The sequence below is a fragment of the Faecalicatena orotica genome (genome assembly GCF_905197545.1).
GTDB classification, from domain to species: Bacteria; Bacillota; Clostridia; order Lachnospirales; family Lachnospiraceae; genus Faecalicatena_A; species Faecalicatena_A orotica.
This window is the reverse complement of sequence record NZ_CAJJZH010000004.1, coordinates 243,427-266,355: the sequence shown is the minus strand read 5'-3', so window position 1 is coordinate 266,355 and position 22,929 is coordinate 243,427. Positions and strand designations below refer to the sequence as shown.

The following is a 22,929-nucleotide window of genomic DNA, read 5'->3' as shown; positions in this document are numbered from 1 at the left end:
TATTTTCTCCATCCTTTTCTTAGTCAGCCAAATCTTTTTCTTATACACAATGCGTTTTCACCAGTATACAGACAGATCCTGCCATTGGCACATAATTATTCTAATATTTCCGGGTGTTTCCACTGTATTACATTTTTACTTCCCGCTGAAAGGGCCCCATCCACCGGAATTGCTGCTCCGGTAATATAACGTGCCATCCCGCTGGCAAGGAATAACGCAAGGTATGCACACTCCTGTGGCTCCCCCATTCGGCCTGCCGGACAGTCCTGGCTGAAAAATGCCATTGCCTGCTCCGGTGCATCGCCAAAAATGCTTGTTTTCGTATACCCCGGACAAATTGCATTTACGGTAATATTGTGCGGTGCATAATCTAATGCTGCTGCCTTCGTCATTCCTACTACGCCGAACTTTGTAGCTGTGTAAAGTGACTGTCCCCGCTGCGGCATAATACCGGCAATAGAAGCTACATTAATCAGAAATCCACCCTTACTGTGTGACCGCAGGATTGCTTCCGCACCGTATTTCATTCCGGCAAATACTCCCTCACTATTCAGGCCAAATATTTGCTCATACTCTTCTATTCCATATTCATGCAGCGGTGTTCCCCCCTGCCCGATTCCTGCATTATTTACAATTCCGTCTAACCTACCGTAATGTTCCACAGTCTCATCAATAAGTTTTTTTATCTGTACTGCGCTGCTGCAGTCGGTCTGGATGAATATAGCCTCCCCTCCTTCCGCACAAATTTCGTCTGCAACTGCCAGTCCCTGTTCCTTACTTCTTGCTGCACAAACCACCTTGATACCATTTGCCCCATATATGAACGCAATGGCTCTTCCAATTCCACGGCTGGCGCCAGTTACAATAGCTACTTTTCCATCTACTGTGTCAAACGACGCTTTTCTCTTGTTCTCAATCATCTTTATACCTCTGCCTTTCTAGTATGGATTGTTGCAGGATTCTATTCATATATAAACAGTTTTATCCTCAATAGTGTCGGTCTGTTATACCGCATTGCCGCCACTTCGTCACCATTAAGCCTGCGTCTCATATGCCATCTGCCTTCCCTGATCTCCCCTTCTTCCAATGCCAGTATATCAAGATGGGGTTTCTTTGGATTTGCAGAAAAAGGAGCTACCATACACCCATTTGCAATAAGATAGAATTCATCCTCATCCACTTTCACCGCAAGACATACGCCGTCTTTTCTCGTGCACAGAGGGGAATCCATCATAATCTTAAATCCATACTGTCCAAACATCATCATGTCCTGTTCAGGGCGTTCACTGATTACTGCCTGCAGGTTTTCTGTGCCATAACGAGATACAAGTACCGGCATCATCGAATGCAGTGTCCTGTTGTACCAGGCATATTCTTCCTCGTTCTGAGGCGTGCTCAGCAGAGGGTCAGAAGTATCCACGCCGAAAAGATAGCTGTCTGCTGCCGTAAGTGTCTGGCCCAAATCCTCAAACCCAAATGGTGCAAACCCGGCTGCATGATAATGGCCAATCACATAAACAAGGCGGGGGCCGGCATGGCCATGGACTGCTGTTTCCGGGATAATAAGGGGATTTCCAAGTTTTGTATACTCATCACAAACTTCACAAAAGTTCTGTACATAAATGTCCGGAGCGAATACATCAATATGAGGGGCGCAGTATTTCCACACTTCCATCATCCTCGCGACCGGTCCGCCGCTTGGATACAAGCCTGCCTCCTGCCCTTTATCGAGCCACGCATTCACCATCATCGGCAGATTGTACTCCTGCTTTCCCGCCGCTGCAACACGGTCTATATATTTTGCCACCGAATATGCCTGAAATATCTCTTCCGCTGCCAGTCCAAACACATCTTCCCACGCCCCGGATTCTTTTCCTGCTTCAACTGCAGTTCTGACCTCAGGATTCATTTCAGCAACGTTTTGTCTCATATACTCTGCAAATTCAGATGGAACCTCTTTTTGGAAAAGTTTTTCTGCATAATCAGAATGCTCCCTTGCTGCCCCCTGCAGTCCTGATTCATTTTCCACCTGCATCATGATGACTGTATGCTCTTTCTCATCTACTTCCCGGATATGCCGCATCAGCATGGCAAACGCCCTGCTGTCCGCTTCTACGGTTGCTTCACAATGACTGGACAGCGTTGTATAGGGCATGCCATAGAAATTTGCAAGGTTGGTTTTTTTCTTTCCTTTTTGTACCTCAGCACGCCAGAAACGCTGCGGATTACTTTTCACCCATTCTGGTGCATAATAGCACTGTGCATTTTTCCATGCACCAAACCACAAGAAACAGATATGCATCCCATATCCTCTGGCCTGCCGGATTAAACCATCTACAAGCGTGAAGTCAAATTCCCCTTCTGCGGGCTCCAGCATTTCCCACGTCACAGGCAAAAGAAGCGTATTCATTCCTAAGTTTTCCGCTTTCTGCCAGATGGGCTCCATCACCTCCACTGATGACGAATTCGAATTGTGAACCTCTCCTGCCAGCATGATAAAAGGCTCTGAATTAACCTGAATAATTGATTGCATTTTAGACATCTTGAAACCTCCATTCAATCTTCTGCTACTGCTGTAAATATGTGTGAAAACAAACCGGTACATCGTAGAATTAACCTTTCAAGGGGAGATTCTATAATGTGCCGGATTATTTAACAGTAACTATAATTATTATAAACGAGATTTTTTTTTACATAGTGCGGAATTTAGGAAAAATGTTCAAAAAATGATGAACATTTTTTGTGATACACAATCATACTCTACTTTACACGAATCATCTGTTCTAGATATTGATAGCCTGTCAGCAAATCTTCCATGATATCTGTTGCTGATTTATCCTGATCAATTACAATAATTCCATTAAAATCAGGAATTTCTTCCCGCATGGCAAAAAATTCTCTGGTCTTAATAACACCTTCCCCAATCGGTGCGAAACCACGAATATCTTTTTTTAAACTTAGTTCCCAATGGAAATGCCTGTGCTCCTATCATTTGCAGCCTCCTAGTCAAATCAATTGTTTAATTTTTCTTTTAATACTTCTAAATTCCCATTAGCGTCCAGAACTTCTCCATGCAGAATCCGCACCTTTCCCCCAGCTTTCGCATCTACGGTAAATTCCACATATCCGGTAATCTCCTGTCCGAAATCTACGATAGTTTCCCCGGAAGGGGTCTGAAATACGTTCTTTGCCCCTATCCTCTCCATCTTCATACAGACAATGGATTTCGCCCAGAATACCGCATGGCTGTGCCTTTCTCTGTGCCTTATCCTCAGATTCCAGCCAGCCCGGCATAGGAGAACGAAACTACCCTTTTCCTACGGTAACTGCTAATTCATTTTCTTTTTCCTGCCCTGATGCAAGCAGATTTGTAATATCATACCGCTGGTATTGAATTCTTTTTTTATAAACGGTCCATCCCGGTGCTAATACATATTTGCTGACTCTCTTTTCGTTCAGCCTTGCTTCATATGTACCCAGTGCAGTCAGATACAGCGTTGCTCTTATCGGCTGGCCGGAGACCTTCCACCTTTTTCTGAACACCGGACAGATATTACCTAGTTCTTCTGCCGGCCGAATCCATTTTGCCTGAAAATCCATATTTTCACTACCTCTTTCCGTTCTTAATTCATTCCTGCTTCATGAGCCGCGGCATAAAATCCCCGCTCCCTGCCTTCTATCCATAAATCCCCAGTAATGGAGAACGTTTCATTTAACTGGATATCTTCCGAGGAACTTCCGACCTGAACCTCTATCTCCCCTTTTTCTACCTTCCACTTCATTTCACGGTCCAGAAAAGCACACTGGCTTGCCTGCATAGTGAATATAATTTTCTTGCTTTCTCCTGCATTCAGCGACACTCTTTTAAAACCGGCAAGCTCCTTTACCGGACGGGTCATACTCGCATAACAATCACTGAAATAAAGCTGTACCACCTCATCTCCAGGCATGTTTCCGGTATTCTTAACTGTCACTTCCATCTGAATCTGACCGTCCGGTTCCACTTTCTTTTTATCCAGCACGAAATCTGCATATTCAAATGTTGTGTAAGAAAGCCCGTGTCCGAAGAAATACCTTGGCGTATGCGGTGTATCCATATAATTCTTAAACCCGATGCTCTCCCCCTGATGGTAGGCCGAACCATTGGGATGGTTGTAATAGATTGGAATCTGTCCCGCGTTGTATGCCACAGACACAGGCAGCTTTCCTCCCGGATTAAAGTCTCCGAGGAGTATCTTCGTAATCGCCTCTGCCCCGCACTCGGAAGGGTTCCATGCCTCCAGAATGGCGTCCAGATATGTATCCGCCGCATCACTGGAGATCGGACGTCCGTCAAAGTGAATCCCGATCATTGGTTTTCCATATTGGGCAGCCTTTTTGATAAAGGTATCCTGGCATACCGGCAGGTTAATGTCTGTACTGTCTACACCCTCACCCATAGATGCCACGGAACAGGAACCATGCTTCCCTCCCAGTGTCATAATAACAAGATCGGCTTTCTCAACAGCTGCAAGCGCTTCCTCTATATGGGAAAGATCATTTCCCGCAACTGGATACCCATAGGAATAGATGATTTCTGTATCCGGCATCTTCTCCTTTAGTTCCTCCAGAAGACTCCTGCACTGTGGTTTCTGCTGCTTTAGGACTGCATCGAATTCCTCGGATTCATCGCTTTGAATCTGCGTCCCGGGTATGGTAACCATTTTCTTTCCACTTACATCCCCGGACTCCATCCCCGCAATCGAATTTGCAACTGCATGAACTGCCTCAACCATGCTTAAGTGTGTATAGCCTCCGAAAAAACTTCTCGCATTTCTGGCATGGCAGCCGATAACGGCAATTGTTTTGACCTTTTTCTGAATCGGAAGGGCACCGTTATTTTTAAGTAGCACCATAGATTCCAGTGCAGACATCAAAGAGATCTCCCGGTCACTGTCATGTAAAAAGGTTTCTCTTAACGCTTCTCCCTCCAGCGCATACGGATGTTCAAAAAGACCCATGCGAAATTTCGCACACAATACACGTAAGACCGCCTTGTCCAGTATTTCCATGTCTGCCTTTCCCGTGCGGAACCATTCCTTAAGTTCTTCATTGTATGCGACGCAATTCTGCATCTCCACGTCCATACCGGCATCCATGCACAACAGACCTGCTTCTTCCACGCTCTCACCAATTTTCTGTACATGATGCACATTGGAAACTGCTGAATAATCGGACCCACATATCCCGTCAAAACCCATCTCATCCCTTAAAAGGCCTGTCAGCATTTTTTTCGATGCAGACAGTGGCTCTCCGTTGATCGAACAGTAGCACGGCATAATCCCCCTTAAATCAGACTGGCTGATTGCCGCCTGAAACGGTTTTCCATAGACCTCATCCAACAGTCTTTCAGGAATATCACAGTTAGCCCCGTGGATACCACCCTGGGAATTATGGAAACCAAGGAAATGCTTCGCCATAGATTCCGCCTTCCGCCCGGGAGTCTCAGACCTCTGTATGCCCTTTGTATAAGCCGCGCCCATTGCCGCTGCAAGGGAGGGATCCTCTCCATAGGTTTCCCCCTGCCGTCCCATTCTGGAATCTCTGGAAATATCCAGAACCGGGGCCAATACCTGCGTAATACCACATGCCATCTCCTGTCTGCTGACAGTCTGCCCCACCTTCTCTTCCAGCTCCGGGTCCCATGATGCCCCCCGGGCTATGCCGGACGGGAAACTTGTGCTGTCCTGAATGAATGCGCCGCAAAGCCCCTCCATATGGAAAATGGCCGGTATATGGTGCTCACTGTTTGCCATCACCATCTCCTGCAGTTTTCTCTGCCAGGCAGCCGCCGCTTCGAAACTCGATATCCCTCTGACCTCCAGCGTACTGACCTGGCCGATTCCATATTTTGCGTCTTCCCTGAGCCGCTCCTCATTGCCTCCGAACGGAAACAGGCAGTTCACCTGTGCCATTTTCTCATCAAGGCTCATTTTTGCCAACAAATCCTTCGCCCGTTCTTCGGGAGAAAGGGATGGATCTAAATATTTTTCACTCATAATCTTCCACCTTCCACTCATCTATCCAATCCAGATATGCCATATCTTTATCAAAACGAAATGGCAGCCACACATAATCTGCGACTGATGTGTCTCTTTCTGCATCATTTCCGTATTTCTCGTCAAACCGGACCGGTCCTTCATGATCCGGAGAAAACATCTGATCATATAATTGGCTGTATTCTTCGTAACTCAAATCCATTCCGTCCGGCACCCACCGGTCTGCCACTGCGATGTAAAGGTCTTTCCTTCCCTCCACCCTGAATACGGATGATATCTGGGAATGAAAAGAAGTCTGACTTGCATCTTTCGGATGGGTGTTCCCAAGTACTGTATACGGGCCGTGCCATGTATCTGCAATGGCTGTCTCAGAAGGGTTCGGCAGATAACCGGTTGTCCCCGAGGTAACCAGATAGTGCCTGCCATTCCGCTCAAAATGTGCTGTTGCCTCCCTCACATAAGGCGGGTGGGAATGTGGGAAATGGGTACTGTAATAACCTGTAACATCCGTATAGTCCGGGGTCAGGTCGGCACAGATTGTCTCGCTGTGAACACGCTCGAAATAGTAATATGCTTTCCCGTCCGGGGCAACTGCAAGATCGAAGTCGCCTGCACTCATATTCAGCGGGCGTAAACCTTCCCGCACCTTTTCATAAGGTCCTAAAATGTGATCCGCCGTCATGACAGTCTCTGTCTGGGAGCCGTCCCTGTTCATGATTTTCATCCAGCACACGAATTTTTTCGTACTTTTATTGTATATAATGTGGGGACGGTCCATCATGGAAGACGGATGCAGGGAGGAAACGGGATTATCCGTTTCCGGCGGAATAATCAGTCCTTTATCTTCCCAGTTATATAAGTCTGCAGATGTATAACATCTCACACCCCAGTGCCAGATATCGTCTTTTCCTGTCGTTTTTTCCTTATTTTCTCCATACCAGTAATACACGCCGTCCAGATACATGACGGAACCGCCATGTGCCTGAATCCGCTTTCCTTCCGTGTCCAGCCATACCTGGCCGGGGCGGATTGATTTATATTTTTTCATATATCTCTCCATTTCTACCCTAGCTCCGTAATGAAAACCGCAATCCCTTCTTCTTTCCTAACAGAAAACTCATTCCTTCCTGCATCAGTGGTCCACACAGACCTTCCATAATCCTTCTTTTCCTATCAAAGGTGAAATTATTATTCAACAACGATTCTTACCCTGTCAATATTCCTGATCTGTGTAAACGGAGCTGTTTTATCTCCATTTCGTTCGGATTTCACACGAACGACTGCAAAGTATGTTCCAGTTTTCTGGTAGGTATGTCCGATGTTGGAAATGCCTTTTTGCCCGTCTTTTTCCAGTTCCCACTCACTCTGATATGGGAAGTCCTGCTCTCCCTCGAGACTCCATTCCACATAGGTAAGTGCACCTGCATTTTCCGGGACCTCTGCCGTGGCAGTCAGGGTAAGCGTTTCTCCCGCTTTTATGCGGCAGCACTTCTCTCCATTTACAGTAAGCTTTGCCACTGGCTGTACTCCGCCTCGTTCTAAAGCAGTTTCACCAATTACAACATGTCCCCCCTCCATCTGATACTGAGTAGATGGAAGAGGCTCTACGCCCTTCTCAACCCATTTTGCTAAATCGATCAATGCCTGCTTCAGTCCAGCCAGATATGAGGTTGCATGTAGTTCATCCACTGACGCTGTGATATCATCGTGCAAGGTATTATCAAAATACCAAAGGCGCATATAATCCTGATCATTTCCATCATGGACAGATGCGACCTTTCTACGATACCAGTCCGCCTGCCAGGGATAAGCCTGTTCATCCATCAGAGAAGCACAAACGATGATTTTTCCATTGGTCAGCCCTGTCTGTTTACTTCCTGTACCATTTCCGCTGATAAATGGTCCTGCCAACATTGGCCTTTGCGGATAACCAGGCGTTCCATCCTCATTTCTAAACTGATCCCAGGCCAAATAATCGGAACTTGGAACCTGATGTCTGTGATAATACTGAATCGCCAAATAATCTGAATTGTCGATCAATATCTCGTCTCCAATCTTCAACATTGCTAACGTATCTGTGATACTATCTGTTCCATATCCATCTTCCAGATATAGTCTGTTTCCTTCCATCTTCTTTACCTGGAGCAGCTTTCCAGCTGCCTCTCCGGAAAGAATGGAAATTCTTGTTCCCTTGAAATAGGTGTACTCTTTTCCATCCGACTTTTCGATTGCAATCCAAGGTTCTGTTTCTGCTGCCTCAGTTGAAATCATTTTTTTCCAGGCATCATTGACACCATTTCTCGTATCAATCTGATCTTGCATTTCAACCTTATTTAACGGATGGTTTTCCGATTCCATGATTGAATTTGTAACAACCTTTACCTGAAGATGAATTCTATATTCTAATGCATGCTCTCTTGGATCTGTACCCTCATATCCCTCTTTTGTCCAGAAATCAGTAAAATACTGTGTATCAATTTCTTTGATGCCTGGAAGTAACACTGGAAGGGAACCATCATTTAAATCAGCACTGGCAAACCAGCTCTTGAGTGGATAACCAAAGGTTGTTACCTCCTTCAGCGCAGCAGCTTCCACCTCATCCAGTCCTTCATATGGATTTCCGCTTCCACCTGCATCCACTGCATCGATAATCTGTCCAATCTTGTTTCTAAGAAGTCTCTCTGCCAGCGCACGAGTCGTCTGGCAGTTTGGAATTGCATACGGTGATCCGATCACATATGGAGCAGCCCCATCAAATGCATTGGTATTTTCGATGCAGGCAATGGTACGATATCCTCCGCCACTTCCTCCATACACATATCCATATGGTCTGTGCTCATATCCATATACCTCTATTGCAATCAGGCGAGAGAATTCTGCTGTTGCAGCACTGGAACGATAAGAAAGTGTTGGATCTTCTGATGACACAAACATCTGCTTCGATCCCATATTGGATTCTACATAATAGGCACCATTTACCAGACAGAAGGCCACTTTATCATCAATTCCTGTTACAGGAAGGGAAGCCAGCTCTTCATCTGGTCCTGGGAAAGGAGACAGGTACTGATAAAATCTTTCTTCATACTGTTCCTTTTCAGGGAAGCAAAAAGAAAACTTCACATCTGTCCCCTCAAAATATCCATGAATATACTGATATGGTATTACTGCCCCATCATCTAAAATTCGTTCTCTTTTTTCACTAACATCAATTTTTCCATTTTTAAACTGTTCGTCCAGTTTTGCATCATAAATATCCATTTTCTGCCTCCCATTCTATGCTTTTAAAGTTATTTGTTTCATTTATTTCTAAGAATAGAATAAAAAGAAAAGTCAATTTTGAATATATCAAAATTGACTTTTCTATATCTAAATTAAGACATTCCACCTTTTTCTTTTCCTACTACTTTACCATTGAGTAATATCTTCCAGCCCAATAGCTCAAATGGGATTTCAAATTTATACTTCCAGTTTTCAGGCATGTGCAGCATAATCTCCATGACATGCTCTTCGTAATCTGCCTTATAATTCATAAAAATCATTCCATCCGAACATTTTGCACTTCCTCTGGCCCAGTTAAGCCCGCAAGGATGTGGCATTAGTTTTATTGTTTTGGTCAGTTCATGCGGCTGTCCTAATCCAAGAACCATATTGGTCAGAAGCGCTCCTATGAAACCATTTACGCCATGACAGCCGGAAAATGCATTGTAATTTTCAAAAAATGTTCCTGATCCATCTCGAAGCTCTTCCAAATAGATATTTTTTATTTCCCTAACTAGCGTATCTATTTTACCAAGGCGAGCCAGTATATCAAAACGCAGAATGATTCCAATAAACAAATTTGCCTTGCCTACGTTCGGGTCTGATCGATATTTTGGAGAATATCCCATGTAATTTACAAATTTATCCATGTACGCTTTATCCTTCAGATGGAAACCACTCCAAATTTCATACGCCGCACCCGCTTCCGTCATGCAATCGCCTCGCCTGAGCTGTCCATCTACAACAGAAGCACTGTCACCATTACCAAGCCCCAGGTCCTTTCGGCAATCCATTGCGTTGATGATACTGCGCATCTCATCAGCTTCTCTTTTCCAATCAGCATATCCATATAAGTCTGCCATTTTTTCCAGCATACATACAGCAAGACAGTTATTTGGTATATTGATCGGTTCCAGGCAGGAAGCACAATTTGAATGTGACCAATCAACAAACTGAACCGTAAGTCCTTCCAATAGTCCGCTTTCTCCACGAAGCGACAGCAAACCTTGGATAAAACAGCTTACCCGTTCCTTGCACGCATCAATAAAGGCTCTATCCCCGGAACGCTTATAAAAATCAAACAATTCAGTCATAAGCCAGAAGGACCACGTCATAATACCTGCCGTCTCCTGATTCGGCTTGCTTGCCGGATATACTTCGGGGAAAAAGCCTTTCCATTTTTGGGACCCATCTGTCAGCATGAAGTTCTCAATAAAGTCACGTTCCACTGACAAATCTCCGAACATCTGCCATGCACCCTGCGATGAAAAATGCGAATCACACAGCCATCCACCCCGTTCACGTTCTGGGCAATCCATGAAAATGTCTAAGGTATCTAATCGAAGAGTGCGTCTGGATGCTTCATAAATGGCATTCAGCTCACCATCATTGCAGGAAAAGAAGCATTCCTTCTTATCGTCATAGGAGTAATCCAGCAAAACCGGATAACTCATTTTTACCGTTCCTACTGTTCTTAGAATCACTTTGATGTATCGGGTAAGCTTCGGTTCAAAGCTCGTCAAGTGATACCGCCCCGGCTGCAAACAATATCTTGTCACATATGTGTTGCTTTTCAATTCTCCACTGATATGCAAATGATCTGAGTTTATAACATCTACGCAGCATTCATTCTCCACTTCAATGGTAAAATCTATAAATCCAAGTTCAGACTTTTCACGTCCAAATGTCACAGCCGCCTCAGAATTACCTGATCTGATTGTAACCGCCTTCCCCAGATTTTCCCAGCTATCATCCAGCTTATATTGACCGGTAAATGCAGTATCCTTTTCCATTCTCAAGCTTTCCAGAAAGAAGTTTTCCTTCAAAATCAATTGATAATAGTCAGGATTTATATGTTTGGCTAAAGAAATCAGAGATTCTAAACTCCCTTCTGCCGGGATCCTATCACAAATCTCTTCCAGTGTTTCCATTGGAATAGGCCGCAGGCTGGCCAAAGGAGCATGGCGCGGCAGATACTGTACCTGTTCCTCTAAAATTATCGGAATGGAAAAACATCCTTGTCCCATTCTCCAGTCAAAGCTATGTTGATCCAGATCATACCATTCTACGATTCCTCTTGAATGGCTCATCAATTCAACTAGGGAGCGTCTGGAAAGCAGCTCCTGATATTTCCATGAGGAATCTCCTGTTGCAGTAATCACATTCTCCTTAGAATCTACTACCTCGCAGGCAAACAGACCGGGCTCCAGCGTGCAGTCATTACTATATTTTTCGGGTTTGTTTAATGCGGCTACTTCCACTGCAATTTGCACCTTTCCGGATACTTGATATGTAATCTCATCCACCCGGCAATATCCATGCGCAGTCCTTGCAGGCCCACAGGCAATAATCTCTCCATTTACAAACATTCGATAATAGGAGCGTGCAGCGATTTTAATTGTTATAATCTGCCCTTTATCCATATCAAATTCTGTAAAAAATCCGAGAAACTGATTCCATTCATTTGTAAGACTCTTTGCCCAGACAGGCTTTGCAATCTTAAGCATCTTCATAGCTCTCCCTTTTTATTCTGCGTTATAATTATCAAAGAAATCCAGTGCTTTCTGGTAGATCTCATCCGGAATGAAACCACTGTATATTTCTTCCTTTATCTCCCTCATGGACCGGTCAACATACTGCGCCGGAATACGGCGAATCGGAAGCACCTTGGAAATCTCATTTGCAACATCACTATCGTTCAAAAGCACCTGAATCGGTGTATCAACGGTATATACCTTTTTTAATGGCTGATCCAGGGTATATGCCAGTTCGTAGCTTCCCGGCTGTAGAATCAAAATTCTTTCCTCAACTCTGCTAAAAATTGGATTTTGGAATTCTTCCTTCTCTAGTTCCAGTTCTCTTCTGCTTAACAGCTTTTCAGCATAAGGAAGCATTACTCTTACTTCACACCCAAATGGTACGGTAACAGTCAGCTTCACCTGATCAGGCGCGGTCATTTCCCAGCCACTTTGATACAAACCTGCTGGCGAATCATAGCTTGCATCCGCCTTTCGAAGTCTCCAGTTAAATTGAGGTTTCAGATTTACCCTGGTGAATCCCGGATGGTTCTTATCCGGATCCAGCCCTGCAACATGACGGAAGATCCAGTCTGTGACAGCTCCATAGGAATAATGATTCATACTATTCATTTCGATTCCAGAAATCGTCCCATCATCCAGTAAGCTGTTCCAGCGCTCCCAAACAGTGGTCGCACCCAGTTTTACCTCATGCAGCCAGCCCGGAAAATCTCGATTCAGCAAAAGCGTAAATGCCAGATCCGAAAAGCCATTTTCCGATAATACATTACAAAGAAGAGGTGTTCCGACAAAACCAGTCTTTAGCTTATCTCCATTATCCTTAAACAGCTTTCTAAGCTGGCTTCTGGTCAATTCCACATTATCTGTCAGATGATATTTTAGAGCAAGCACAAGTGCTGTCTGTGTTTTGACACAGCATCGGCCATTCTTACTAAAATATTCATCCTTTACAATCTGAAACTGTGTATCGGATAGTGCTCTATAATACTGCTCTTCCTCTTTCTTTCCCAAAACCTTCGCTGCATCTGCCACGATCCCGGCACTGGCAGCATAATAGATATTAGCTATAAACTCTTCATCCGTCGCGCCCATAACCTGTTCGATATTTCCATTTGGATTGTCCAGTGCCAGCCAGTCTCCATAGTGAAATACATAACGCCAGCCATGGTTATCACCATCCACACGAGAGACGTAATCCACCCAGCTTCTCATGCTCTCAAACTGATTTTCCAGAATTGTTTTATCTCCATATACCTGATACATATTCCAAGGAATGATACAGGCCGCATCTCCCCAGACACAAGCGCAGGACTCCACACCACAGGATGGAACCACATCAGGAACTTTGCCATCTAAGTCAAGCTGCTCCTGATACATGTCATACAAATATTTCTGATAAAAGGCATAGGTATCCTCTAAATACATCGCTGTACTGGAAAAGACCTGTGCATCCCCAGTCCATCCCATTCGCTCATCTCTCTGCGGGCAGTCACTTGGAACATCCAGGAAGTTACTCTTCAGTCCCCAGCGGACATTTGACAGGAACTGATTGACGAGAGGAACCCCTGTCTCTACCGTACCCTTTTGTGTGATTGCACTATAGAGTGCTAATCCCTTAAAATCTTCCTTTTTCAGATGATTGATACCACTCACCTTCACATAACGGTAACCATAATAAGTAAAATGCGGTCTTACCGTCTTGGGCAAACCATCAGAGATATAGATATATTCGGACTTTGCAGATCTTAGGTTTTCATTATAAAAGCAGTCCTGCTGCAGGATCTCACCTGTTTGAATATGAATTTTTGTTCCCGCAGGTTCATTCACCTTTAGTTCAAAAATACCAGAAAACTCCTGCCCCATATCAAACACTTCTTCATCCTTTGGTGTATGGATCAGCTCAACAGGGGTAAATGTTTCATGAATCTGAACCGGAAGACTGAGTCGCTCTGTCAGTTTTCCCTTAGGTGCATCGGCTAGTCTGGCCTGTTCCAGTGGCAACTGCTCTAAGGTATCATCTCTTAGTTCCCCATCATACAGGTTTGAAAAACCAATCGTACTTCTTCGAACCATCCAGCTATCATCCGTAGAAATAACTTCTTCCTGTCCATCCTCATACCATATATGTAGCTCGGCAATTAGCTTCCACTCATCCCCATAAAAGCCGATATCCTCCGCTGCTGAAAAGCCAAACCTGGCCTTATACCAGCCGTTTCCCAGTAAAATGGCAAGTGTCCCATTTTCACTTTCACTTCGCATTTTCTCTGTTACGTCAAAGGTCTGATATTGTACCCACTGATTATAATCATTGCTGTACGGTGTCAGATACTCCTCTCCAATCCGGTATTCCTCATGATCCAACAGATTATCTGTAAGTTCTTCTCCCTGTGGTATCCAGTATGCTTCATACATACCAAGTCCACTCACATAGAGACGTGCTTTTGCAACCTTTTCCTTTTTGGAAACCTTCTTTTCAAAAATTGGATGCCTCTTTGTTCTGGATGATACTTCTGCTTTATAGTCTCCTGAATCACAGGTGATCCACTTTGCACTCCATGACAGCTCTCTTTTCGCTGTTTCAAAGAAAGCTGTTTCACTCGTTTCCTCTTCTCCATCCACATCCGTCCGAACTGTCACCTGCCAGAAATATCGTGTACATGGTTCTAATCCCATCTCCACTCTGCTTCCAATGCTGCGTAAATCACCACAAAAGCCTGTGTCTGTAACAATCTTTTCAAAGTCAGCATCCTCCGCAATAATAATTCTGGCGTCCTTTTGCTTCTTTCCTTTTGCTTCTTTTACTTTCCAGCTAAAGGTTACATTTTCCATCTGAAATCCAATCGGGTTTGTCAGATGATTCACTTGTAAATCATATAGCTTCATAGCCTTATTCTCCTCTTTTTATATTGAGCTCTTTTTCTATCATAATACTTATCTTCCCATACGTTCTCGATAAGCTGCTGGCGTCATGCCAACGACTTCGCGGAAAACACGGCTAAAATAATTGCGATTTCCAAACTGAAGTGCATCACTGATATCCTGTATGCTTTTCTGTGTAGAAATCAGTGCAATCTTTGCATACTCGATTCGGGCCTGCTTGATATAATCTGTTACACGCACGCCAACTTCTTTATAAAACTTCTTGGTAAAATAATATGTGGTATATCCACACAATCCAGCAATCTCATCTACATCCAATGATTTCTGCAAATTGGTCTTGATATAATCCATACACCCCTGGATCTCTTTTGAAATATTGCCATGATCCTGAATTTCACGAACACGATTTACATATTCTTCCAACATCTTGTTCTTTAATGCCTGTAATTGACTTATCGTCTCGCTTGCTTCAATTTTTTCCATATAAGAATGTTCGATCTCTCTGGCCGTACGAATCGATATACCACCCTCGATGGATGCACGATTGCAAAGTGCATTAAAAATAATCATCGTATTCTTTCCATCTCGAAGCGTATCTTTTGTATCTGTCAGATAGTTTTCTCTATAGTTGGAAGCGCCTTTTAATATTTCTGTATAGCTCAGATTACCTGTTTTGATGGCTTCCATTAACCTCATCTCCCAATCGACCGCTCTGTCATTTTGATCCGGAACTGCTGCATAATCTTCATCGTAATAATCAACAAGCTTTACTGTTTCTGAGTCAGCCTTCTGTTGAAAATAAAAATCAGGTTCCCGAATCACGCAATCCGTAATCGTATAATGCAGCATAGATGCAAACTGATATGCCACTGATGTAGTAATTACAGGAATCTGACTCATCAGGCGCAGGGAATCATGTAAAAGCTTTACGGAATTGATTTGTTTTCGAAGGCCTGCTTCCACTCGCTTCATCGAAGTATGATTTAAGAAAAAAGGCCCAACTATGATCATTAACTGATCTTCAAAATCATCAATGACACTTTCAGCAATCCATCCCATTCCCAACTGATCACTTAAAAAAACCGGCTTTTCCCATCCCTCTTTTCTGGAAAAAGCATATTCCATACAACCTCCCAGTTGCAGAAAGGATAAAACTTCCACTTCATTCGGACATGTTGTATAATACAGCTTTTGATCGCTTGCAAAACACCACATTCCGATTTCAGCCGCTGCAAAGATCTGTCCGGCCATTATTCTTAGTTTGATTGTAACTGGATAATCGTCGTTGAGCTTAAACATGAGCCACCTCCTATTTGCATACTACTTTCACATTTATAGTATACTTATCCATATAAGAAACAGCAATCCTTTTTGCGTAATTAACCTATACAAACAGCACTGAGAAAACCATTTTACCCGGAGCCATCCTTCATATGATTTTATGACATTTCACTAGCAGTTTCTGCTGATTCTCTTTTTGCCTGAATATTCTCTTTAATCTGTGGCATAAGCTTCGTTAACTTATACCCCTTCAGGGATACTGCAACTAATATGTAAAGAATCATTGGAACAATACTAAATAATAAGCGAATTGCTGTCAGTGATGTTTCTGAAGTAGTCGCAAGATCACCTGTAAATCCAGCAAAGTCAATAATCACTCCCAGAGCACCTGTTCCAAGCGCCGCACCAATTTTTGATGCGAGCCCGGTAATGCTGGTCATAGTACCTTCCATTCGAGGAATACCTTTCCATTCATTGAAATCAGCACATTCAATAATGACAAGTGCTAACAACATACTGGCTGGAACGGTTCCCATTCCTGTTAAGATTTTTGCCACTAATAATATCACGATACTGGTTCCAGCGAAAAAGTTAAGCAAATACCCAAAAGCTGAAATGAGAAATCCAACAATCATTAATTTCACAACCGAATACTTTGCAATTAATTTAGGAAAAGCAAAGGCCAGAGGAATCACAATAATCGTTACAACACTGGTCACACCCATCAGTCCAATATTTTGAACAATGTATTTGTAGTAGTATGTTTCAACTCCCATATTTGTCACAAAATTAAAAACAAAATTCATTAAAGCCAAAATCAAAATATATTTATTTGTTTTCATAACGCGAGAGATATCTTTCACTCTCACTTCTTCACCTGAAGAAGCATCTACATCATATTTTTCCGGAATGAAAATCATTCTTAAGATACCGATTCCTGCAAGAGGAATGGCAAAAAGTCCAATCAATCTGCTCCAACCTGTTGCTGAAACTGCAATCGTTCCAACCAAAGTAGGGAATGCGATATTAAATATAGCTGCCGCCAGCATTGTAATAACACTTCCATAAGAAGTAAGTTTAACAATCTGCTTTTCTTTAAAGGCACGAACCATATAAGATGTACTATTTGCAGTAAGGAACGTACTACAAATAGAACAAGAAAGAGCATACATAGCGAATACCCAAATACATTTTGCCACGATGCTAAATTTCTCTGGAGTTGAAAACAAAAGCCATGTTGTCAGCCACAATCCAATAATAAAAACCTCATATGGTCTGGCTTTTCCGAATTTTGTCTTTGTTTTATCCACAATAAAACCAGCAAAGGTATCAGTTACTCCATCTAAGACCTTACTTAAGATCAGAATTACCGCAACATATCTTCCCGGAATCTTTAACGTATCGGTACAATATACCATTAGATACGAAAATATTAATGTTACGACAGCCGTTGAAATCATTCTTCCCTGCCAGATCATTAACGTTCCAAATTTCAGCTTGTCATCCGAATTTACTTTATTTTTTTGTCCTTTTGCTCCCATAGTTTATTTTCCTCCATTAGTCTGCGTATAGAATTTCATAATCTCATCATCTGCATTGTCCTCACAGACCAGATAACTTGCCTTTAACAATTCCTGCTGACCAGCCAGAATAACTACTACATACTGTGAAAGCATCGATTTTAAGTTTAAAATATCTCCCTCATCCGTAGAAATATAAACCTCACCTTTGCATTTACGTGCATCCTTTAACATTTCAGAAACATTTATATCGCCTCTCAGTTTCTTTTTCATGGATTGTCCTCCTTTGATATTTGTTTGTTCATGTCTTTCATTTGATAACATCATTGTATAATAGAACCAGTAAAATCCTTATATCAAAATTGGAGTTTAGGGATGAATATTTAACCATTTAGAATTTAAATTATGTTTTTGACATATTCCAGACTTTTCTTTGGATAACGCATCTGGCTGTTTCGATCAACAGCGATCAGACCAAAAGTCATTCCAAATCCTGCCTGCCATTCAAAATTGTCCATAAGGCTCCAGTAGCAGTAGCCTTTAACCGGTATCCTCTCTGCGATACACTCAGAAACTCCCTGTAATGCTTCCTGGATAAAAGCACATCTTCTTTCATCATCTGATGTTGCAATACCATTTTCTGTTACGATCAAGTCTCCTTTAAACTCTCTTGAAACTTTACGAATCACATTGCCAAGAGATTTCGGATAATCCTCATAGCCCATCTGGGTGACAGGGGTTCCTTCTGCCGGAGGCAGCGTTCCATTTGCATCAACGATCTTTCGACTATAATTCTGTACTCCAAGAAAATCATCCTCTTTAAAGTATGGAAGATAAATACCAAAATCTTCATTCCATAATTTATCCGCTGTTTCCTGTCCATCTTTTGCAGGCTGATAATCAAACAATGATAAGGTTAGACCCACTTTTAAATCTGAATTAATCTCCTTAATAACTTTTACCGCAGCCTGATGGGCACGCATAATGATCATATCCTGTTCTACTGTTCGTCCACTCAGATAAGTATGTACCTTTCTTGGATCACAGGCAAAGATTTCTCCCTGTTCCTTCATTCCAAGCATAATCTTTTCCATATCAAGGTTGACTCCCACCTGAACGTTTCCATTTTTATTCGCATTCTCCTGCTTCTGAGCGTTCTGTGCCAGCTTTTTGTATTCTTCGGTAATCTTTTGCAGCTGCAGACCCATATTTGCTTCATTAATCGTACAGATGTATCCCATATATTCGCCTAATTCTGTAACAACAAATCTACAATATTTCGCAAATGCCTCCACCACATACCCGGAAGCCCATCCGCCCTTTGTGATAAGCCATTTGGGGCTTGAAAAATGATGCAGGGTAACAATCGGTGTGATCTGTTGATCGTTGCAAAACTGAAGCATTTCTCTATAATGGCCTACCTCAGCCTGATCAAATTTACCTTCCTCTGGCTCAATTCTTGCCCATTCAATGGAAAAACGATAAGTATTAAGTCCTGCATTTTTCATAAGTAAAATATCTTCCTGATAGCGATGATAGTGATCCACCGCTTCATTGGATGGTTCAACAAAGCTGGAATACTTCATATGCTCCATAGCCCAAAAATCACTATGTATATTGTTACCTTCTACCTGATGAGCAGCCGTTGCTGCACCAAACATAAAATTCTTTGAAAAACTCATATAGAACCTCCTACATTAATTAATTGTTTACTGCCTCTAAAATCTGCATAATCTTTTCGGCTGGAACTCCTGCCAGACCAATCAAGGCTCCAATCGGCATCTCCATAGCCATCGCTGCCGCCATTTCGGCAGATCCTTCACCAAGAGCTTCCGTATCCATCGAGTCGGATTTCTGTGTCATAGCCTTCATCATAGGTTCTAGTACTGCATGGCCTTTTGTAGTAGACAAGATTTCTCCTATTGTAGACTGCATGGTAAAGTGATGAGGGATTTCAACAGTACCTTCTACTGCAATCTTTCCAGTGACGTGGATATTATTTGATGCACTACCTACAAGGATTTCGTATTTTCCACTTTCTACATAGAAATCATGAATCGCTACTTCATAATAAGCAAACGCTCTTTTATCCAGAGAAAAGGTTACCGTCTTTTTTTCACCTGGACCAAGTGCCACCTTGGCAAATCCTTTTAACTCCTTGATTGCTCTAGGAAGTCGGCCTTCCGCATTTCCAACATAAAGCTGGACTGCCTCTTTTCCAAACACCTTTCCTGTATTTGTCACATCGACTGATACCTTGATGGTTTCCTGATCTGTCATTTTTGTTTTTTCTATAGCGAGATTGTCATATGCAAAGCTTGTATAGCTCAATCCAAATCCAAATGGAAACAGGACATCCATCTGCTTTTTCTCATAATATCGATATCCCACAAAGACACCCTCCTGATAAACAGGATTACCATCCGCCTCTGCAAAATTCAGATAACTTGGATTATGTGCTACATTCAATGGATAGGTTTCTGCCAGCTTACCAGATGGATTTACCTTTCCATATAACAGATTTACGGTTGCCTGTCCACAGGCATCTCCTGCCAGGTGCATTCCAAGTACAGCTTTTACTTCACTGATCCAAGGCATTGTGATGGCCGAACCATTATGAAGCACTACGATAATATTTTCATTTACCTTTGCCAGTTCAGAAATCAGTTGATTCTGGCTTTCTGGCATATCCAGACTCTTACGATCAGAGCCCTCTGATTCATAGGAATCAGGGAGTCCTGCAAAGACAACGACCTTGTCTGCTTCCTTTGCCACTTTGACAGCTTCCTGCAGGAGTGCTTCATTTCTGTCCTCCTGTTTGATATCATAACCTTCTGCAAATACGACAGAAAGCTCCTTTGCTGCTTCCAGTGAGCTTACTACTCTGGCACTGTTAATATGGCTGGATCCTGAGCCCTGATAGCGAGGTGTTTTGGCAAATGCGCCGATAAAGGCAACATTTTCCTTTTCATTTAAAGGAAGAATCTCCTTCTCATTCTTTAATAAAACCGCTGCATTCTCAGCCAGTTCTCTGGCAAAAGCAAAATCATTGGCTCTTGTGATATCATCCGAAACAGGCGCTTTCACCGGTTGTCCTTCCAGACTCCAAAACATAGTGCTCATGATATTTTTGACAGCCTGATCGACCTTACTCTCCTCCAGTCTTCCTTCCTGTACTGCTGCAACTATGGCATCCTTACCCGCATCATGACCACCCGGCATCACAAGATCAAGGCCGGCTTCTACACCCTTTACAGAATCCTTGCCTGCGCCCCAGTCTGTGACGACAAATCCGTCAAATCCCCATTTGTCTCGAAGGACATCTGTCAACAGCTCTTTGTTTTCGGCCATAAAGGTTCCGTTTACCTGATTATAGGCACACATGATGGAATGTGGATTGGCTTCTTTTACCACCATTTCAAACGCTGTAAGATAGATTTCATTCAGCGTACGTTCATCTACAATCGAATTTCCACTCATACGACGTGTTTCCTGATTATTTGCTGCAAAATGCTTAGGACAGGCAGAAATATGCTTAGACTGTAGTCCCTTCACATATCCTGTTGCCATTTTTCCTGATAAGTATGGATCCTCCGAATAATATTCAAAGTTTCTGCCACCCAGAGGACTTCTCTTGATATTTAGCCCTGGTCCGAGGAGAATGCTGACATGCTCTCTCTGACATTCTTCTCCCAAATGCTCTCCAAGCTTTGCTGCCAGCTCTGTATCAAAGGTAGATGCAACTGCACTGGCGGAAGGATAACAAACTGTTTCTATACTCTTGTTGATTCCCAGATGGTCGCTCTCACCTTCCTGCTTTCTAAGCCCGTTTGGTCCGTCGCACATCATAAATGCAGGAAGATATAATTCTGCATTATCCTTTGAATACCAATAGTCTTTTCCAGTCAGATACGCAGCCTTTTCTTCCAGCGACATCTTCTTAATACGTTCTTCTATCGTCATTTTTCCCTTCTCCCTTTCAAAAAAATATCCTTATGCATTATGCTTTGCCTGTAACTCTTTTTTGATCTGTGGTAATTCTTTATCCAGCTTATAAATTACCGCAAGAACTAATAAACAAATCGTCATAACTAATGGCAGCCAGTTAAACAAAGCAATAATAGTGGTATTGACAAGTGTTGACTGCACTGCCAGTGTTCCATCATAACCTACGAGGCCCATGATCAGGCCTACAATACCTGAAGCGATTCCGGATCCCAACTTACCCAGAAAACTATTGACAGAGCTCATAAGTCCTTCTACTCTGGTTCCTGTCTTCCATTCACCATAATCCATACAGTCAATCAAATAAATGCTCATCATCATAGAGAGTGGTAATACTGCTATACCAGCAAGCAGCGAACCAACCGTAAGCATCACAAGATTTGATCCACCCAGGGTACGAATGACGTATCCTATTACACCGATCACTGCACCTACTCGAATCAGCTTTATAGTCCCCAGTTTACGTGAAAGAACTGGGAAGAAAATCATAACGATTGGTGTAACCAATCCACTAAGAGAGACTAAGGTAGCCAAACCAATATTTCCAATTATGTACTTAAAATAATATGTCTGTGTCGCAGAACCAATATTTGTAATTATCGAAACTGTCAAGCCCATACCTGCTAAAATCCAGATATATTTGTTTTTGAAGATACATCTTAAGCCTTCCTTGACAGAAATGGTTTCCTTTTTCTCACTCTGCTCACTTGCAGTACTAACAACTTCTTTGATAAATACAAATCGCAGAATACCAATTACAGCCATTGGAACACCAAGGATCAGTGCGATAATGGTCCAGCCCTCTTTCGTTGTTCCGATTCCATTGATTAGCTGTGGCAGGAGCATAGAGATAATAATCGAGAATACCATGATGATTCCACCATTAAATGCCATAACCGAAACACGATTCTTTTCACTTCTAATGCTTCGTGCCAGATAAACCGCATCTCCACCATTTAAGAAAGTGGCACATATAGAGTTGATCAACGTATACAAAACAAAAACATAGATGCTAAGCCCAATTGTTCCCATCTTTGGTGCCGAAAAAAGCATGATTGTAAATCCCCATGCCAAAAGGATGAATATCTCATACGGTCTAGCTTTTCCCAGTTTAGAGTTTGTTTTATCAATAATGAATCCAACAAAGATATCGGTCACACCGTCAAAGATCTTGGAAGCAAGTAATAAGGTGCCCACTAAAAGAGGTGCCATACCGAGCATATCCGTACAATAGTAGGTAAGCTGCATAATGAGGATAACATTGATTGCCAGTGATAAACCTCTGGACGTCCAAGCCCATTTAACATATCTTGGCAGCTTTTCATTCTCAGCCGTTGTTTCTGGATTTAACCAATTCGTTTTTTTCTTTTCTTTCATTTGAGATACTCCTTTACTCTTTTTGTTAATGCA

Annotated in this window: 16 protein-coding genes; all 16 read right to left on the bottom strand. The window is 42.7% G+C overall.

Features of this window, described 5'->3' with window-relative positions; all coding sequences use genetic code 11:
• Nucleotides 1-95 precede the first annotated feature (95 nt).
• Nucleotides 96-920 (bottom strand): SDR family NAD(P)-dependent oxidoreductase, encoded by an 825-nt coding sequence (locus tag ABIN22_RS10710; RefSeq protein ID WP_346908504.1) that lies wholly within the window; start codon nucleotides 918-920, stop codon nucleotides 96-98.
• Nucleotides 921-961: 41 nt separating this feature from the next.
• Nucleotides 962-2,542, bottom strand: a complete 1,581-nt coding sequence (locus ABIN22_RS10705; protein ID WP_346908502.1) for a GH35 family beta-galactosidase — start codon at nucleotides 2,540-2,542, stop codon at nucleotides 962-964.
• Between the two features lie 218 nt (nucleotides 2,543-2,760).
• Complete coding sequence (locus tag ABIN22_RS10700; RefSeq protein ID WP_346908500.1) at nucleotides 2,761-2,886, bottom strand: hypothetical protein; 126 nt, start codon at nucleotides 2,884-2,886, stop codon at nucleotides 2,761-2,763.
• Between the two features lie 125 nt (nucleotides 2,887-3,011).
• Nucleotides 3,012-3,212 (bottom strand): family 78 glycoside hydrolase catalytic domain, encoded by a 201-nt coding sequence (locus ABIN22_RS10695; RefSeq protein WP_346908498.1) that lies wholly within the window; start codon nucleotides 3,210-3,212, stop codon nucleotides 3,012-3,014.
• 94 nt (nucleotides 3,213-3,306) lie between these two features.
• Nucleotides 3,307-3,600, bottom strand: coding sequence for an alpha-L-rhamnosidase N-terminal domain-containing protein (locus tag ABIN22_RS10690; protein ID WP_346908496.1), 294 nt, complete (start codon nucleotides 3,598-3,600; stop codon nucleotides 3,307-3,309).
• 23 nt (nucleotides 3,601-3,623) lie between these two features.
• A complete protein-coding gene (locus ABIN22_RS10685; RefSeq protein ID WP_346908494.1) occupies nucleotides 3,624-6,038 on the bottom strand; it encodes a glycoside hydrolase family 3 N-terminal domain-containing protein in 2,415 nt (804 codons plus the stop codon).
• The gene (locus ABIN22_RS10680; RefSeq protein WP_346908492.1) at nucleotides 6,031-7,086 is read right to left on the bottom strand and encodes a family 43 glycosylhydrolase; all 1,056 of its coding nucleotides are present in this window, start codon (nucleotides 7,084-7,086) and stop codon (nucleotides 6,031-6,033) included. Before ABIN22_RS10680 ends, ABIN22_RS10685 begins: the two co-directional genes overlap by 8 nt.
• A gap of 140 nt (nucleotides 7,087-7,226) precedes the next feature.
• On the bottom strand, nucleotides 7,227-9,296 hold the full coding sequence (locus ABIN22_RS10675) for a hypothetical protein (RefSeq protein ID WP_346908490.1): 2,070 nt from the start codon (nucleotides 9,294-9,296) through the stop codon (nucleotides 7,227-7,229).
• Between the two features lie 113 nt (nucleotides 9,297-9,409).
• Entirely contained in the window at nucleotides 9,410-11,803 is a 2,394-nt protein-coding gene (locus ABIN22_RS10670) for an alpha-L-rhamnosidase-related protein (protein ID WP_346908488.1), read from the bottom strand.
• 18 nt (nucleotides 11,804-11,821) lie between these two features.
• Nucleotides 11,822-14,716 (bottom strand): alpha-L-rhamnosidase, encoded by a 2,895-nt coding sequence (locus tag ABIN22_RS10665; protein WP_346908486.1) that lies wholly within the window; start codon nucleotides 14,714-14,716, stop codon nucleotides 11,822-11,824.
• Nucleotides 14,717-14,764: 48 nt separating this feature from the next.
• Entirely contained in the window at nucleotides 14,765-16,012 is a 1,248-nt protein-coding gene (locus ABIN22_RS10660) for a helix-turn-helix transcriptional regulator (RefSeq protein ID WP_346908484.1), read from the bottom strand.
• Nucleotides 16,013-16,152: 140 nt separating this feature from the next.
• Nucleotides 16,153-17,535: an MFS transporter gene (locus ABIN22_RS10655; protein WP_346908482.1), complete on the bottom strand. Its 1,383-nt coding sequence runs from the start codon at nucleotides 17,533-17,535 to the stop codon at nucleotides 16,153-16,155.
• A gap of 3 nt (nucleotides 17,536-17,538) precedes the next feature.
• Nucleotides 17,539-17,787 carry a polya polymerase gene (locus tag ABIN22_RS10650; protein WP_346908480.1) on the bottom strand — a complete coding sequence of 83 codons (249 nt, stop codon included), beginning with the start codon at nucleotides 17,785-17,787 and terminating at the stop codon, nucleotides 17,539-17,541.
• 125 nt (nucleotides 17,788-17,912) lie between these two features.
• Entirely contained in the window at nucleotides 17,913-19,196 is a 1,284-nt protein-coding gene (locus ABIN22_RS10645; protein ID WP_346908478.1) for a glycoside hydrolase family 1 protein, read from the bottom strand.
• A 19-nt stretch (nucleotides 19,197-19,215) separates the two neighbouring features.
• Nucleotides 19,216-21,477, bottom strand: a complete 2,262-nt coding sequence (locus tag ABIN22_RS10640; protein ID WP_346908476.1) for a glycoside hydrolase family 3 C-terminal domain-containing protein — start codon at nucleotides 21,475-21,477, stop codon at nucleotides 19,216-19,218.
• Nucleotides 21,478-21,507: 30 nt separating this feature from the next.
• Entirely contained in the window at nucleotides 21,508-22,896 is a 1,389-nt protein-coding gene (locus ABIN22_RS10635; RefSeq protein WP_346908474.1) for an MFS transporter, read from the bottom strand.
• Nucleotides 22,897-22,929 lie beyond the last annotated feature (33 nt).